This window comes from Micromonospora sp. NPDC048170 (genome assembly GCF_040652795.1).
Classification (GTDB): Bacteria; Actinomycetota; Actinomycetes; order Mycobacteriales; family Micromonosporaceae; genus Micromonospora.
Genome location: NZ_JBEZMR010000021.1, coordinates 59879 through 74779 on the forward strand (window position 1 = coordinate 59879; position 14901 = coordinate 74779).

Below are 14901 nucleotides of genomic sequence, written 5' to 3' on the forward strand. Positions count from 1 at the left end.
TCCGATCGTGGCATCATCGTGCCGTGAGTCACCCGGACGAACTCGACGACAACTGGCTCAACGGCGAGGAAATTACCTGTCCGGAGTGCCACGAACGCCTTTACCGGCTCGATCACTCACCGCTGTTGGACTGCTACTTCCTCTACTGCGACAGCTGCCCAATGCGGGTGGATGTCAGTTACTACGACAGCACGTGTATCGCCATCGCGGATGCGCTCCCTGCCCGGGACGGGACCCGTTCCACGCTGATGGACGCACTTGAAGCGCGACTACGACGGTGTGACTGCGGCGGGCGGTTCCGGGACTCGGCTCCTCGGCGCTGCCACCAGTGCTCCGCCGTCCTGACGGCCATCAGTGCGCCCTCCGGTGTCGACGTCTGGCCAGGCTGGTGGACGGATGAGACGGACACGGACTCCATGGAAGAGGAGTTCACCGCCAGGTACTTCCGCACGGAGGACCTCTGGAAGCACTGACGCCGCCGGAATCCGTTGCCGGCCCAGGGACGGCCCATCTGCTGGCGTCGAGACCTCGACCACGGCGAACCCCACCATCCTCACTGTCTGCCGTCGACCCGCCCTCCTGGGGAGCGGGCCACCGCCCGGCCCGCCACGTCAAGCGGACCTTGACGGCTCGTACGGACGCTGGCGGGTCGGGCGGTGGTCTGCTCGGCTCGCCCGGGTCGATGGCAGGCGGGATGGCCTACCGCAACCACCCACGGACCGCGACTCGCCGACGGAGCCCCGGCCATCCTGGAGCCGGAGCGCCCCCGCCGGAGGCGCACTAGCCGCAACCCCGCGACCGCCGCCAGCTCGCCGACGCAGCCGGCGTGCGCTTCCCTACGCCGCGCGGGCTCGTGGCCGCGCGGCCCGGCCGGCTGCCGGCCCACCACCACCCGGTCAACGCTGCTGTCGTGCTGCGGCGGCCCCTTGGGCTTCCCGCTCTCCGCGCCAGCCGCCGGGCGTGTTGCGTGGCCGGAGCCGGAGCGCCAGCGGAGCGACGGACGCGCGCCCAGGCGGCGGCGCGTGCGGCCCGTCAAGGGCCGCCTTGAACACGTACAGAAAGTTTGAACGGGGATTCTGAGGAGGTGTTGTCCGACTCCGGTTGATGCGTTACATGGTGGCTTCGGTTGATGGGTGACACTCCGCCGAGTGCTGGTGGAGTTGAGCGTGACTGAGCAGCGTTATCGCGCAGTGTTGGAAGTCGAGGCTGGTCTGTCCGTGACGGAGGTCGCCGAGCGGTTCGGTGTCTCGCGTCAAGCGGTGCACCGCTGGTTGGGCTGGTATCGCGACCAGGGACTGGAGGGCTTGGCCGACCGTTCGCACCGACCGCATGCGCATCCCGCCCAGACCCCTGCTGAGGTGGAGGCGGCGATCTGCGAACTACGCCGTAACCATCCCCGGTGGGGTCAGCGGCGGTTGTATTACGAGCTGGGCCGCCGCGGTTGCCCGGGCCCGGTGCCGTCGTTGAGCACGATCTACCGGGTGCTGGTCCGGCACGGGCTGATCGATCCGACGCCTCGCAGGCGCAGGCGGGCCGACTACCGGCGGTGGGAACGCGGCCGGCCGATGGAGTTGTGGCAGATGGACATCGTCGGCGGTATCCGGCTGGCTGACGGTGGTGAGGCGAAGGTGGTCACCGGCGTGGATGACCACTCCCGGTTCTGCGTGATCGCCGCCGTGGTCCGGCGGGCGACGGGCCGGGCCGTGTGTCTCGCCTTCGCCGAGGCTCTGCAGCGGTTCGAGGTGCCCGAGGAGGTGCTGACCGACAACGGCAAGCAGTTCACCGCCCGGTTCGGCCGTGGTGGCGGGGAGGTGATGTTCGACCGGATCTGCCGGGAGAACGGCATCACCCACCGGCTGACCAAACCTCGCTCGCCGACCACCACCGGCAAGGTTGAGCGGTTCCACCAGACCCTGCAACGAGAACTCCTCGACAACGTCGATGTCTGGTCTGATCCGGAAGAGGCCCAAGCAGCGATCGACGCCTTCCGGCACGAATACAACACGCAGCGGCCTCACCAGTCCCTCGGGATGGCGTTCCCGGCTGACCGGTTCACCGCCCGGCCGACCCAGGAGCAGCTACCGCTGCGGCTTCCGCCAACGCTGGCCACCACCATGCCCGCACCCCGCCAGCCGCTACTGGCGCCAGTGCCGGCACCTGCGCCATCAGCCGGGCAGCCCGTCGCCCCACCAGCACCAGTGGCGACCGGCGACGACATCGACCTGGCCGTGGAGGTCACCCGCCTCGTTCCCGGCTCGGGCAACCTCACCGTCTGCGGACAGCAGTTCTGGCTCAGCCCTATCCGCGCCGGACTCCCGGTCACCCTCTGGGCCGACATCACCGTCGTCCACCTGCTCATCGACGGCGTCCGGCTCAAGACCGTCCCGTCCCGGCTCACCCCAACCCACCTGCGCCAACTCCTCGCCGACGACGGCCAACCCGCCGGACCACCACCGATCACCACAGGACCCGCCCGGGCCGGCGCCCCAATCGAGGTCGAACGGCTCGTCAACGCCACCGGCCTGATCAGCCTCGCCGGCCGGCAACACCCCGCCGGCTACCACTTCGCCGGCAGACGCGTCACCATCCGCCTCGACCACGGCCTCATGCAGATCACCGCCGACGGGATCCTGCTACGCAGCCTGCCCAACCCCCTCACCACCGCCGAGATCGCCCGCATCCGCGACGCCCGCCCCGCCGGACCCCCACCGCAACCCGCAGCCCAGCCGCTGCGGATCGAACGCCGCGTCAGCAGCCGAGGAACCCTCGTCGTCGCCAGTCAACGCATCCACGTCGGCATACGCCACGCCGGAGCGACTCTGACCGTCGAAGCCGCCGACGCCACCTTCCGCATCCACGACGGCGACCACGTCCTCACCGAAGTCCCCCGCACCACCCTCAAACCAATCGCCCGCTTCAAAGCCCGCAAGCCCGAACCTCCACGAGGTGCACCACGATGACCCAGTGACACCCGACCCAAGACCGGCCACCGACGACGACCGTCAACCGGTCATCCTGATCAACAAGCAAGGACTGACGCTCGGACTCGACCCCACCGGAGCATGGATCATCTGGGGCCCCACCAACGCGGTCAGGCCAGCGCAGGAACGTCTCCTCTGGCTGCTGCCGCTACTGGAAAGGCCACCACACGAGGTAACAACAGCAGTAACGAACACGGAAGCAGACGAGTCGATCATCCCAGCCCTGCTGCGGTTCGCGCTCGAATCGTGGAGCAGCTACTGGGCTGGCCTGGCCCTCGGGTGGCTAGAGGCCGGGGTCCCCACGACCAACCTGATCAACACTCTCGCAGACCTGAAAGACTCCCCAACCCAACCACAACCCATCCAACACCGCGCGCTGCAGTTGTGGCGCACGGCAACAACCACCTAAGTTCCCACACGAAGATCGTCTAGCCGGACGTGTCACCCAACATCCGACACCAATCCGTCACGCAACAATTGGAGCCCGACATCGCCGGCAGCCGGCCTGTCCTCCGTCGACTGATGCGCGACACTCGTCCGCCAACTGATCCGCGACACCTCACCGCGCCGATCCCGGCTAGGTCAGTGCACGTACCGCGGACGACCTGCCCGCGATTCGTGCGGCATGATCGAGGCGTGGCGAATCCAGTGCAGCGTTGGCACCAACGGGCCGAGAAGGCGCGGAAAATCCGCACCCTGGGCGATTGTCCTGTCTGCGGCCACCCGTGGGTGGAGCACGGCTTCGGCAACGACGTCAACGACACGTGCGGTGAATGCGTGTACGAGTTCGAACATGACCAGCGGGAGACTAAGGAGCCTGGCTGCAGGCTGTCGGCTCCACCTATCAATTGAGGATGCAGCGCAGGCACATCGAGCACGAGTCGGAAGGATCACCGCGACTTTCGGCCGACATCCGTGAGCGCTCGCTCACCCCAAGGTCATCGCCGCCAATTCGCGGTCATCGCCAAGGACTTGCGACGGCGGCCATCCTGTCGCCCCTAGCTTGCTGGAGCTGTCGCACATCACCTGGCGGAGCTGCGTCGCACATCAGTTGTCGGATCACACGGGCAGCCGGCCGCCTCTAGGTCTCCGCGGCTTCCGTGCGCTGGACGTTTTCGCTGACTAAAGGACGTCTCGTAACTCGGTGAAGGCGTTGCCTGGCAACGGTGCTGGTGTCACCCAGCGAGGATGATGTTGTGAAGGTGGGCGATGCCGGAAGCGGCGTCGGCCAATGTGTGGGCGGCGCGGCGGTAGTCACGCAGGATCTTGAAGCACTTCATGCGGGCCAGGGCATGTTCGACCTGCGCTCGGACGGTGCGGTGCTGCTTGTTCAGGTCGGCTTTCCAAGCGGGTAGCTTGCTGCCGTCCGCCGGTTTGCGGTAGGGGATGATCACGTCGGGGTTGCCGCGGTAGGCACCGTCGGCCATGACCGGCCGTCCGGCCAGCTTCTGGTCGATGCCACTGGTCCGGTAGACGATGGTGTCGTTGCGGTTGCCAGGTTGCGGGTCGCCGAGAGCGACAACGAGGCGGGTGTGAGCGTCGATGGCGACCTGCAGGTTCGTGCTGTAGCGGTAGTTCTTGCTCGGGGCGGCAAGCCGGTGGTCCCGGGTCGGGATCAGGGTGCCGTCGACGATGGCGATCTGGTCGACCCGACGCCGGCGTACCGGGGCCAGAGCCAGCAGCGGGCCGAGGGTGTCGATGACCCGGTGCGCGGCGGAGTGCGACACCCCGAACAACGGGCCGATCTGCCGCATCGTCAGGTTCGTCCGCCAGTACGCGGCCACCAGCAACACCCGATCGGCAAGGTCAAGCGACCACTGCCGGCCCGGCCGACCATCGGCGATCGCGTCACCGCCACGCTCGGCGACCAGCCTGACCAGGCGACGGAACTGGGCGGGTTGCAACCCGGTGAACGGAAAGATCCACTCCTGACGGGCTGCCGAGATCACCTGCACCTCAACATGATCCATCATGGACCAGCTACCGAGTTACGAGACGTCCCTTAGCTCGGCTGCCATGTCTGCCGACACCTTCGATGTGTCAATGGTGAGGTCGGCGAGGGCCAGGGGCTCTGTCTCATCCCATGCTCTGAGGCGTTCCACGGTGTCGCCGGTCCGACGTTGCGCGATGCGTCGTTGCGCCACGTCTCGGGGACATGTGAGGGCGACGACGGTCCACTGAACGTGGGGGAAGGCGTTGCGTACAGCTTCAACGGCCTCGGCCTGGCCGAGGTGCACTACAGGGATGCCGTCGTGGAGCTGCCTGTGCAGGCCATGGGCATCGACGACGTAGACGGATCCGTACCGCTGGTTCTCCCACACCACGCCGCCTGCGGAGCGTAGTGCTGCCAAGTCCTACTCACTCGCGACCGGATCGAGTACGAACTTCGGCTGCACGTGTACCCGACCATCGGTAACAAGCCGATCGCGTCGATCCAGCCGGCGACGATCCGAGCGTGGGCGCGTGGAATTCAGGAGAAGGGACTGTCCGCCGGCTACCGCCGGGTCCTGTTCAGCGACGTGTCGATGATTCTGAATGCCGCTGTGGACGACAAGAAGATCGTCAGCAATCCGTTCTCAGCCAAGAGCGTCCAACGTCCCCGCCATGTCTCTACCAAGGTCCAGCCGTGGTCGGTCGACCGGCTCGCCGCGTTCCGCGAGGAGCTGCCGGACCGCTACCGAGTCGCCGTCGACCTCGGCGCGGGCTGCGGACTGCGGCAGGGAGAGATTTTCGGCGTAAGTCCGGACGACCTGGACGCGACCCGGCCAACCCTGCGAGTCGTCCGTCAGATCAAGCTCGTGCGCGGCGCTCTCATCTTTGCCCCCGCCCAAGGGCGGCAAGACGCGGGAGGTTCCCCTGCCGGCCTCGGTAGCTCGTCGCCTGAACGAGCACGCCAAGCAGTACGCGCCCGTAGAGGTCACCTTGCCGTGGGGAACCCTCACTGGCGATCCCACGACCGTCACGCTCTACCTGACCACCGCTGACGGCCTGCCGCTCAGCCGCTCGAAGTTCAACCCCGGTGTCTGGAAACCTGCGATTCGGGCGACGGCCATCCCCGACGACCGGCGCAACGGCATGCACGTCCTGCGGCACACCTACGCCTCGGTCCTCCTGGACGCCGGGGAGAGCATCAAGGCCCTGTCGACCTATCTGGGCCACGCCGACCCGGGCTTCACTTTGCGGACCTACACGCATCTCCTGCCGACCAGCGAGGACCGCACGCGCCGGGCCATTGATGCGGCCTTCGGTGAGGACCAGGCCGCCGAGGACGTCTCGGAAGCCCTTGACGGCCTGGAGACGGCATGATCATGGTTCAGTGGCCCTCGGAACGACCGTAATTGCAGGTCAGCGACCCTGCGCCCGTCACTTGGCGTTGAAGTAACTCGCCTCCGGGTGGTGCACCACGATCGCGTCCGTCGCCTGCTCCGGAATCAGCTGGAACTCCTCCGACAACTGCACGCCGATCCGCTCCGCGCCGAGCAGCTCCACGATCTTCGCCCGGTCCTCCAGGTCCGGGCAGGCCGGATAGCCGAACGCGTACCGGCAGCCCCGGTAGTCGGTGCGCAGCAGCCCCGCCAGATCCGCCGGATCGCCGTCAGCCACCGTACGGCCGCCCGGCAGGGTCAGCTCGGAGCGGATCCGCCGGTGCCAGTATTCCGCGAGGGCCTCGGTGAGCTGCACGGACAGCCCGTGCACCTCCAGATAGTCGCGGTACTCGTTGCGGGCGAACATCTTCGCCGTGTACTCGCTGATCGGCTGCCCCACGGTGACCAGCTGCAACGCCACCACGTCCAGCTCGTCGCCCCGCGGCCGGAAGAAGTCGGCCAGGCAGAGCCGCCGCTCCTGCCGCTGCCGCGGGAAGGAGAACCGCGCCCGCTCGGAGTGCCCGTTCTCGTCCAGCAGCACCAGGTCGTTGCCCTCGGCGTACGCCGGGAAGTAGCCGTACACCACGGCCGCCTCCAGCACCTGGTCGGCGATCAGCCGGTCCAGCCAGTAGCGCAGCCGGGGCCGCCCCTCGGTCTCCACCAGCTCCTCGTAGGACGGGCCCTGCCCGCCACGGGCGCCCCGCAGGCCCCACTGCCCGAGGAAGGTGGCCCGTTCGTCGAGGAGCGCCGAGTAGTCGGCCAGCGGCACGCCCTTGACCACCCGGCTGCCCAGGAACGGCGGGGCCGGCACCTCCACGTCGGTGGCCACGTCGGAACGGACCGAGGCGTCGTCCAGCTCCGGCAGCGACTCGCTGACGATCGCCCGCTGCCGCTCCCGGCGCGCCCGGCGGGCCGCGAGGGCCGCCTCCCGCTCCGCGTCGATGACCGGCGCCCCACCACGCTTCGCGGTCATCACCCGGTCCATCAGCGACAATCCCTCGAAGGCGTCGCGGGCGTAGTGCACCTGGCCGGGGAACATCGACCGCAGGTCGTCCTCGACGTACGCCCGGGTCAGCGCCGCCCCGCCCAGCAGCACCGGCCAGCGCTCCGCGACCCCGCGCGACGCCATCTCGGCGAGGTTCTCCTTCATGATCACGGTGCTCTTGACCAGCAGGCCGGACATGCCGATCGCGTCGGCCCGGTGCTGCTCGGCGGCCTCCAGGATCGCGCTGATCGGCTGCTTGATGCCGATGTTGACGACCTCGTAGCCGTTGTTGGACAGGATAATGTCGACCAGGTTCTTGCCGATGTCGTGCACGTCGCCCCGCACGGTGGCCAGCACGATGCGGCCCTTGCCGCCGTCCTCGGCGGTCTCCATGTGCGGCTCCAGGTACGCCACCGCGGTCTTCATCACCTCGGCGGACTGGAGCACGAACGGCAACTGCATCTGGCCCGAGCCGAACAGCTCGCCGACGACCTTCATGCCGTCGAGCAGGATGTCGTTGATGATGGACAGCGGGCTGCGCCCCTTCGCCATCGCCGCGTCCAGGTCGGCCTCCAGGCCGTTGCGCTCACCGTCGATGATCCGCCGCTTAAGCCGCTCCTCCAGCGGCAGCGCGGCCAGTTCCTCCGCCCGCCCGGCCCGCGCCGAGGCGGCGTCCACGCCCTCGAAGACCTCGATGAACCTCTGCACCGGGTCGTAGCCCTCGCGACGCCGGTCGTAGACGAGGTCCAGCGCCACCTGCCGCTGCTCGTCGGGGATCTTGTTGAACGGCAGGATCTTGCTGGCGTGCACGATGGCGCTGGTCAGGCCGGCCTCCCGGCACTCGTGCAGGAAGACCGAGTTGAGCACCTGCCGGGCGGCGGGGTTGAGCCCGAAGGAGACGTTGGAGATGCCGAGGGTGAAGTTGACGCCCGGGTAGCGGCGGGCGATCTCCCGGATCGCCTCGATCGTCTCGATGCCGTCGCGCCGCGTCTCCTCCTGGCCGGTGGCGATCGGGAAGGTCAGCGCGTCGATCAGGATGTCCGAACGGTCCATCCCCCACCGCCCGGTGAGGTCCTCGATGAGCCGGCCCGCGACCCGCACCTTCCAGTCGGCGGTCCGCGCCTGCCCCTCCTCGTCGATGAGCAGCGCCACCACGGCGGCGCCGTGCTCCCTGACGATGGGCATCACCCGGGCGTACCGCGACTCCGGCCCGTCCCCGTCCTCGAAGTTCACCGAGTTGACCACGCACCGGCCGCCGAGCATCTCCAGCCCCGCCTCGATCACGGCCGGCTCGGTGGAGTCCAGCATGATCGGCAGGGTGGAGGCGGTGGCGAAGCGGCCGGCGAGCTCCCGCATGTCCTGCGTGCCGTCGCGGCCGACGTAGTCGACGCACAGGTCCAGCAGGTGCGAGCCGTCGCGGGCCTGGCTGCGGGCGATCTCCACACAGGCCCGCCAGTCGCCGGCGAGCATGGCCTCACGGAACGCCTTGGAGCCGTTGGCGTTGGTCCGCTCCCCCACCATCAGCAGGGAGGCGTCCTGGGCGAACGGCACCGGGTGGTAGACCGACGAGACGCCGGCCTCGTGCCGCGGCTCGCGGGACGCGGGGCGCGTGCCGTGCAGGCGCTCGGAGAGGACCCGGATGTGCTCGGGGGTGGTGCCGCAGCAGCCGCCGATCAGCGAAACGCCGTACTCGGTGACGAACCGCTCCAGCGCGTCGGCCAACTCCACCGGGGTCAGCGGGAAGTACGCCCCGTCCGCGGTCAGCACCGGCAGGCCCGCGTTCGGCATCACCGACAGCGGGATCCGCGAGTGCTGGGAGAGGTAGCGCAGGTGCTCGCCCATCTCGGCCGGCCCCGTCGAGCAGTTCAGCCCGATCAGGTCGACCCCCAACGGCTCGATGGCCGCCAGCGCCGCCCCGATCTCGCTGCCCACCAGCATGGTGCCGGTGGTCTCTACGGCGACGTGGCAGATGATCGGGACGTGCCGGCCCAGCCGGGCCATGGCCCGCTTCGAGCCCACCACCGCCGCCTTGACCTGGAGCAGGTCCTGACAGGTCTCCACGATCAACGCGTCCGACCCGCCCTCGATCAGGCCCTCGGCGTTCTCCTGGTAGGCGTCGCGCAGGGTCGCGTAGTCGGCGTGCCCGAGGGTGGGCAGCTTGGTGCCCGGGCCGATCGAGCCCAGCACGAAGCGGGGCCGCTCCGGGGTGCCGTACGCGTCGGCGGCCTCCCGGGCGAGGCGCGCCCCGGCCACGGAGAGCTCGCGGATGCGGTGCCCGATGTCGTACTCGCCGAGGTTGGCCAGGTTGGCCCCGAAGGTGTTGGTCTCGACGCAGTCCGCGCCGGCGGCCAGGTACGCCTCGTGCACCCCGCGCACGACGTCCGGTCGGGTGACGTTGAGGATCTCGTTACAGCCCTCATAGCCCTCGAAGTCGTCGAGGGTGAGGTCGGCCGCCTGCAGCATCGTGCCCATGGCGCCGTCGGCGATGAGAATCCGGTCTGCCAGTACGTCGAGCAATGAGGTCCGCACGGGATCAGGTTAGTGCCGCCGCGACACGATCGATTCCCCCGCACGTGTCTTCCCACAATGTGTCAGCGGGATCACGCTGTCCGGTTCATCGTGGTATGGCCGGCCGGCGCCGCGCGCGACCGGCGCGGCCGACGGGCCGCATCCCGCCCCGACCCGTAGGCTGACGGACGTGAAGGACTACAGCGACAGCACCACGCCCGGCGGGCGGACGACCGGGTCCGGTCCCGGCACCGCCTCCGACGAGCAGGGTGAGGTGACGGCGTGACCGAGTTCGACGGACTGCCGGTGCTGCGGTCCCCCGTGGCGATCGCCGCGTTCGAGGGCTGGAACGATGCCGCCGACGCGTCCACCGCCGCAGTCGAGCACCTCGAGCAGGTGTGGCAGGCGCGGCAGGTCACCGAACTGGACCCGGAGGACTTCTACGACTTCCAGGTCAGCCGGCCCACCATCACGATGGCCGAGGGCGAGACCCGCCGGGTGGAGTGGCCCACGACGCGCTTCATGGTGGCCAGCCCCGAGGGCACCGAACGGGACGTCGTGCTGATCCGCGGCATCGAGCCGAGCATGCGCTGGCGCACCTTCTGCGAGCAGGTGCTGGAGATCTGCCACAGCCTGGAGGTCGAGCGGGTGGTCGTGCTCGGCGCGCTGCTGGCCGACGTGCCGTACACCCGGCCGCTGCCGATCAGCGGCAGCGCCTCCGACGCGGAGGCCGCCCAGCGCTACCAGCTCACCCCCACCCGCTACGACGGGCCGACCGGGATCGTCGGCGTGCTGCACGACGCCTGCAACCGCGCCGAGGTCGACGCCGTGTCGTTCTGGGTGCACGTGCCGCACTACGCCAACAACCCGCCCTGCCCGAAGGCCACCCTCGCCCTGCTGCACCGCGTCGAGGAGGTGCTCGACCTGCCGGTGCCGATGGCCGACCTGGCCGAGGAGGCCGCCGAGTGGGAGCAGCGGGTGCGCAGCGCCGCCGAGCAGGACGCCGAGCTCGGCGAATACGTGCGTGAGCTGGAGGAACGCGTCGGCGACGCGGGCATCACCCCGCTGACCGGTGACGAGATCGCCCAGGAGTTCGAGAAGTACCTGCGCCGCCGTGGCGGCTCCGCCGGCCCCACCGCCGGCTCCTGGTAGCGCCCCTTTTCCTGCCCCACCGGGCCTCGGACGATTCCGTCCGGGGCCCGGTTGTTTCGCGTGTCCGGGGTGGCGCCGTCACCACCCCTAGGGCATCCTAGGAACCTAGCTGTGATCGAGGAGGCAGGCATGCAGATCAACCCGGGAGCGGCCGAGTTCCCGCACCGGCAGATCGCGGCGCAGCTCACGGCCCAGATCCGCCGCGGCGACTGGGGGCCGGGCGAGCGGCTGCCGTCCATCCCGGCCATCGCCGAAATGTTCGGCGTGGCGAAACAGACCGTGCAACGCGCCGTCGACCAGCTGCGGGTCGAGGGCGTCCTGATCACCAAGCCCGGCTCCGGGACGTACGTCCGAGGCACCCGGCGGCGGCTCAACCGGCTCTCCCGGGGCCGCTACGGCGGCTTCCGCGGCTACCACACCGACCTGGCCGCCCGGTACCGGCAGCAGCTCGTCTCGGTCGGCCGGGCCCCCGCACCGCCCGAGGTGGCCGACGCGTTCGGGGTGGCCGACGGCACCGACCTGCTCTGCCGGCGCCACCTCGTACGCACCGAGGACTCCCCGGTCGAGGTGGGCGCCTCGTGGTTCCTGCCCGCCGACACCGCCGGCACCTCCCTGGAGCGCGCCGAGGCGTTCGGCCGCCCGCTCTACCAGGAGGCCGAGGAGGCCACCGGCCGGCGGTACGTCTCCGCCACCGACACCATCAGCGCCCGCCAGCCCAGCCGGGAGGAGGCCGAGATCCTCCAGATCCGACCCGACACGCCGGTGCTGCACCTGCTGCACGTCGCCTACGACGGCCACCGCAAGCCGATCGAGGTCGCCCAGGCCACCTGGCCCGGCCCGGTCACCACGCTCACCGAGGAATACAAGATCCCCGCCCCCACCCCCGACCCACACCCGGACCCCGGCCTGGTCCTGGGCTGACCCGCCCCCTCCCCGCGCCTCGCCCTTTCGGTGCCGATCTTGCACTTGCCGCCCGGGCAAAACGGGTCAACAGTGCGTATCGAGGGCCGAAAGTGCAAGATCGCGGGTGTGGGTCAGCGGCAGGGGCGGGAGGGAGAGGGGTGGGAGGGAGAGGGGTGGGAGGGAGAGGGGTGGGGGTCAGAGGCGGAGGCCCAGGAGGGCGTCCAGGGTGGTGGCGAAGAGGGCGGGGGCGGACGGGTCGGGGGCGGTGCCGGCCAGGGTCGCCTCGGCCCATCCGTCGGCCAGGGCGAGGGCGCCCGGCGAGTCCAGGTCGTCGGCGAGGCGGGCGCGTACGCCGGCCAGGAACTCCTCGCCCGACGGACCGGCGGGCGCGGCGGCGGCCCGCCGCCAGCGGTCCAGCCGCTCCTGCGCGGTCGCGAGCAGCTCGTCGGTCCAGGTGCGGTCGGCGCGGTAGTGCCCGGACAGCAGGGCCGACCGGACCGCCATCGGGTCGACCTGGTCGGCGCGCAGCCGGGAGACGAAGACCAGGTTGCCCCGGGACTTCGACATCTTCTCGCCGTCAAGGCCGATCATGCCGGCGTGCACGTAGTGGTCGGCGAACGGCGTCACGCCCGTGAGGCGTTCGGCGTGCGCGGCGGAGCACTCGTGGTGCGGGAAGATCAGGTCGTTGCCGCCGCCCTGCACGTCGATCCGCTCGCCGAGCAGGTTGAGCGCGATGACGGCGCACTCGATGTGCCAGCCGGGGCGGCCGGCGCCCAGCTCGCCGCCCGGCCAGGACGGCTCGCCCTCGCGGGCGCCCCGCCACAGCAGCGGGTCGAGCGGGTCGCGCTTGCCGGCCCGCTCCGGGTCGCCCCCGCGCTCGGGGAAGATCTCCAGCATCTGCTCCCGGGTCAGGTTGGACTCGTAGCCGAACCGGGGCGTGGCGGCGATGTCGAAGTAGACGTCGCCGGAGCCGTCCTCCAGGCGGTACGCGGCCCCGTCCTTGAGCAGCAGGAGGACCTTGTCGGCGATGTCGGGGATCGACTCGACCGCGCCGACGTAGTGCGCCGGCGGGATCATCCGCAGCGCCTCCATGTCCTCCCGGAACAGCGCGGTCTCCCGCATCGCCAGGACCTTCCAGTCCTCGCCGTCCCGCTCGGCCCGTTCCAGCAGCGGGTCGTCGATGTCGGTGACGTTCTGCACGTAGCGCACGTCCCGCCCGGCGTCCCGCCACACCCGCTGCACCAGGTCGAACGCGATCATGGTGGCGGCGTGGCCCAGGTGTGTGGCGTCGTACGGGGTGATGCCGCAGACGTACATGGTCGCGGTGCCGGTCGGATCACTCGGGTGGACGCCCTGCCGCGCCGAGTCGAACAACGACAACGGCCCACCCCTGCCGGGCAGCCGCGGCACCTCATGTCCCGCCCAAGAGTCCATGACCGTCAGCCTAACCAGACGGCGTGGCGCGGCTGGCCCGGCCCACAGTGATCATTCCGACAAGGCCGTGGACGGGACGCCGCCCGCCCCGGATCGCCGCCCCGGCGTGCGCTCACATGGGGGGCCAGGGCACCGCCGGCCAGTCCTGCGAGGGCTGCGGAAACAGGCCGGTGTACCGCAGCCGGTCGACCCGGGCCGCCAGCGCGGCGACCTCCCGGACGGTGAGGTGCTCGGCCAGCTCGGCGCCGAGCACCCCGGCGAGCTGGCCGGCGAGCCCGTCGAGCATCTCCACGGCGTCCGCCGGCAGCCGGCCGGCCCAGCCCCAGAGCACCGTGCGCAGCTTCTCCTCGACGTGGAAGCTCACCCCGTGGTCGACACCGTGGATCCGGTCGTCCGGACCGACCAGGACGTGCCCGCCCTTGCGGTCCGCGTTGTTGATCACCGCGTCGAGCACCGCGAGCCGGGCCAGCCTCGGGTCGTCGGCGTGCGCCAGCACGTACGGTGTGCCGTCCTCGTCGCGGGCCGCGGCGATCGGAAACCAGCGCGGCGGCAGCGCGTCCGCCGGCACGAACCCGACCAGGGGCTCGGCCTCCGCCGGCTCGTCGATCCAGAGCTGGCACGACCCGGGCCCCAACGGGCCGTCGCGCAGCACCGTCGGCGGCACCAGGTCCCACCCGGTGGCCCGGGAGACCAGGTATGCCGAGACCTCCCGGCCGGCCAGCGTGCCGTCCGGGAAGTCCCACAGCGGACGCTCACCCCGCACCGGCTTGTAGACGCAGCGGGCCGTCGCCCCGTCGAGGGTCAGGATGCCGCGCAGGGTGGTGTTGGAGGCGTCGACGAGCCGCCCCTCCAGGTCGAGGTGGCCGTCCCGGAGCAACCGGAGCGCGGCCTCGCCGTCCTGTCGGGGCTGGAGATCCGACGACGTCACCGGTGGTAACCGTTGTGGCGCGGGCAGAGGTGACCGGCGGGATCCAGCGGCTGGCCGCAGAGCGGGCAGGGTGGACGACCGGCGTTGACCACCCGCCGGGCCCGCTCGATGAACTGGCGGGTCGCCTCGGGCGTGAGCCGCACCCGGAGCCGGTCGAGGTCGTCGTCCGGTTCCTCGTCCTCGTCGTCGGAGTCCTCGTCGTCGTCGGGCTCGCCGAGGTCGACCTCGACCTCCGCCTCGCCCACGGCGATGGCCTCGATCACCACGGTCGCCGTGTCGACGTCGAACGCCAGCCCGAGCGTGCCGACCCGGAACTCCTCGTCGACCGGCGTGTCCAGCGGGTCGTTGTCACCGACGGCCGCCACCGGCTCGGGCAGGTCCACCCCGAACCGGCGCTGCGCCTCGGAGAGCAACTCCTCCAGCTTCTCGGCGAGCAACGACACCTGGACCTTCTCCAGCGCGACGCTGACCAGCCGGCCACCGCCGCGCGCCTGGAGGAAGAACGTGCGCTCCCCCGGCGGCCCGACCGTCCCGGCGACGAACCGCTCCGGCGGCTCGAAGGCGTGCACCTGGTGGGTCATACCCACGACCCTATCCGGCGCGCCACAGCGCCGCGCACCCCACCGACGCGAATCACGGGACGCG

Annotated in this window: 12 protein-coding genes; 6 read left to right on the plus strand and 6 right to left on the minus strand. The window is 70.4% G+C overall.

What is annotated here, in order from left to right; translation table 11 throughout:
• Positions 1-23: 23 nt before the first annotated feature.
• The 3 genes from AB0D32_RS23055 (at position 24) to AB0D32_RS23065 (ending at position 3390) form a co-directional block, all read left to right on the plus strand.
• Positions 24-473: a hypothetical protein gene (locus AB0D32_RS23055; protein ID WP_357093660.1), complete on the plus strand. Its 450-nt coding sequence runs from the start codon at positions 24-26 to the stop codon at positions 471-473.
• Positions 474-1166: 693 nt separating this feature from the next.
• Positions 1167-2960 carry an IS481 family transposase gene (locus AB0D32_RS23060; protein WP_357093663.1) on the plus strand — a complete coding sequence of 598 codons (1794 nt, stop codon included), beginning with the start codon at positions 1167-1169 and terminating at the stop codon, positions 2958-2960.
• 4 nt (positions 2961-2964) lie between these two features.
• Complete coding sequence (locus tag AB0D32_RS23065; protein WP_357093666.1) at positions 2965-3390, plus strand: hypothetical protein; 426 nt, start codon at positions 2965-2967, stop codon at positions 3388-3390.
• A gap of 766 nt (positions 3391-4156) precedes the next feature.
• Here the strand turns inward: AB0D32_RS23065 and AB0D32_RS23070 are convergent.
• Positions 4157-4936, minus strand: coding sequence for a transposase family protein (locus tag AB0D32_RS23070; RefSeq protein WP_357093843.1), 780 nt, complete (start codon positions 4934-4936; stop codon positions 4157-4159).
• Between the two features lie 33 nt (positions 4937-4969).
• A complete protein-coding gene (locus AB0D32_RS23075) occupies positions 4970-5302 on the minus strand; it encodes a hypothetical protein (protein WP_357093669.1) in 333 nt (110 codons plus the stop codon).
• Positions 5303-5798: 496 nt separating this feature from the next.
• Between AB0D32_RS23075 and AB0D32_RS23080 the strand changes: the two genes are divergently transcribed.
• Positions 5799-6287, plus strand: coding sequence for a site-specific integrase (locus AB0D32_RS23080; RefSeq protein WP_357093671.1), 489 nt, complete (start codon positions 5799-5801; stop codon positions 6285-6287).
• A 57-nt stretch (positions 6288-6344) separates the two neighbouring features.
• On the opposite strand, the gene metH is transcribed toward AB0D32_RS23080, so the two are convergent.
• The gene (gene metH / locus AB0D32_RS23085) at positions 6345-9860 is read right to left on the minus strand and encodes a methionine synthase (RefSeq protein WP_357093673.1); all 3516 of its coding nucleotides are present in this window, start codon (positions 9858-9860) and stop codon (positions 6345-6347) included.
• A 261-nt stretch (positions 9861-10121) separates the two neighbouring features.
• Between metH and AB0D32_RS23090 the strand changes: the two genes are divergently transcribed.
• The gene (locus AB0D32_RS23090) at positions 10122-10991 is read left to right on the plus strand and encodes a PAC2 family protein (RefSeq protein WP_357093678.1); all 870 of its coding nucleotides are present in this window, start codon (positions 10122-10124) and stop codon (positions 10989-10991) included.
• Between the two features lie 129 nt (positions 10992-11120).
• Positions 11121-11912 (plus strand): GntR family transcriptional regulator, encoded by a 792-nt coding sequence (locus AB0D32_RS23095; RefSeq protein ID WP_357093681.1) that lies wholly within the window; start codon positions 11121-11123, stop codon positions 11910-11912.
• A 177-nt stretch (positions 11913-12089) separates the two neighbouring features.
• Here the strand turns inward: AB0D32_RS23095 and mshC are convergent, their stop codons facing one another.
• From mshC to AB0D32_RS23110, 3 genes are all read right to left on the minus strand, one after another.
• Entirely contained in the window at positions 12090-13328 is a 1239-nt protein-coding gene (gene mshC, locus AB0D32_RS23100; RefSeq protein ID WP_357093684.1) for a cysteine--1-D-myo-inosityl 2-amino-2-deoxy-alpha-D-glucopyranoside ligase, read from the minus strand.
• Between the two features lie 112 nt (positions 13329-13440).
• A complete protein-coding gene (locus AB0D32_RS23105; RefSeq protein WP_357093687.1) occupies positions 13441-14256 on the minus strand; it encodes an SCO1664 family protein in 816 nt (271 codons plus the stop codon).
• A complete protein-coding gene (locus AB0D32_RS23110; protein WP_357093690.1) occupies positions 14253-14837 on the minus strand; it encodes a DUF3090 domain-containing protein in 585 nt (194 codons plus the stop codon). Before AB0D32_RS23110 ends, AB0D32_RS23105 begins: the two co-directional genes overlap by 4 nt.
• Positions 14838-14901: the final 64 nt, after the last annotated feature.

Coding starts and splice junctions, on each gene's coding strand:
- AB0D32_RS23095 (WP_357093681.1), top strand. CDS start 11,121: ATGCAGATCAACCCGGGAGCGGCCGAGTTCCCGCACCGGCAGATCGCG.
- mshC (WP_357093684.1), bottom strand. CDS start 13,328: ATGGACTCTTGGGCGGGACATGAGGTGCCGCGGCTGCCCGGCAGGGGT.
- AB0D32_RS23110 (WP_357093690.1), bottom strand. CDS start 14,837: ATGACCCACCAGGTGCACGCCTTCGAGCCGCCGGAGCGGTTCGTCGCC.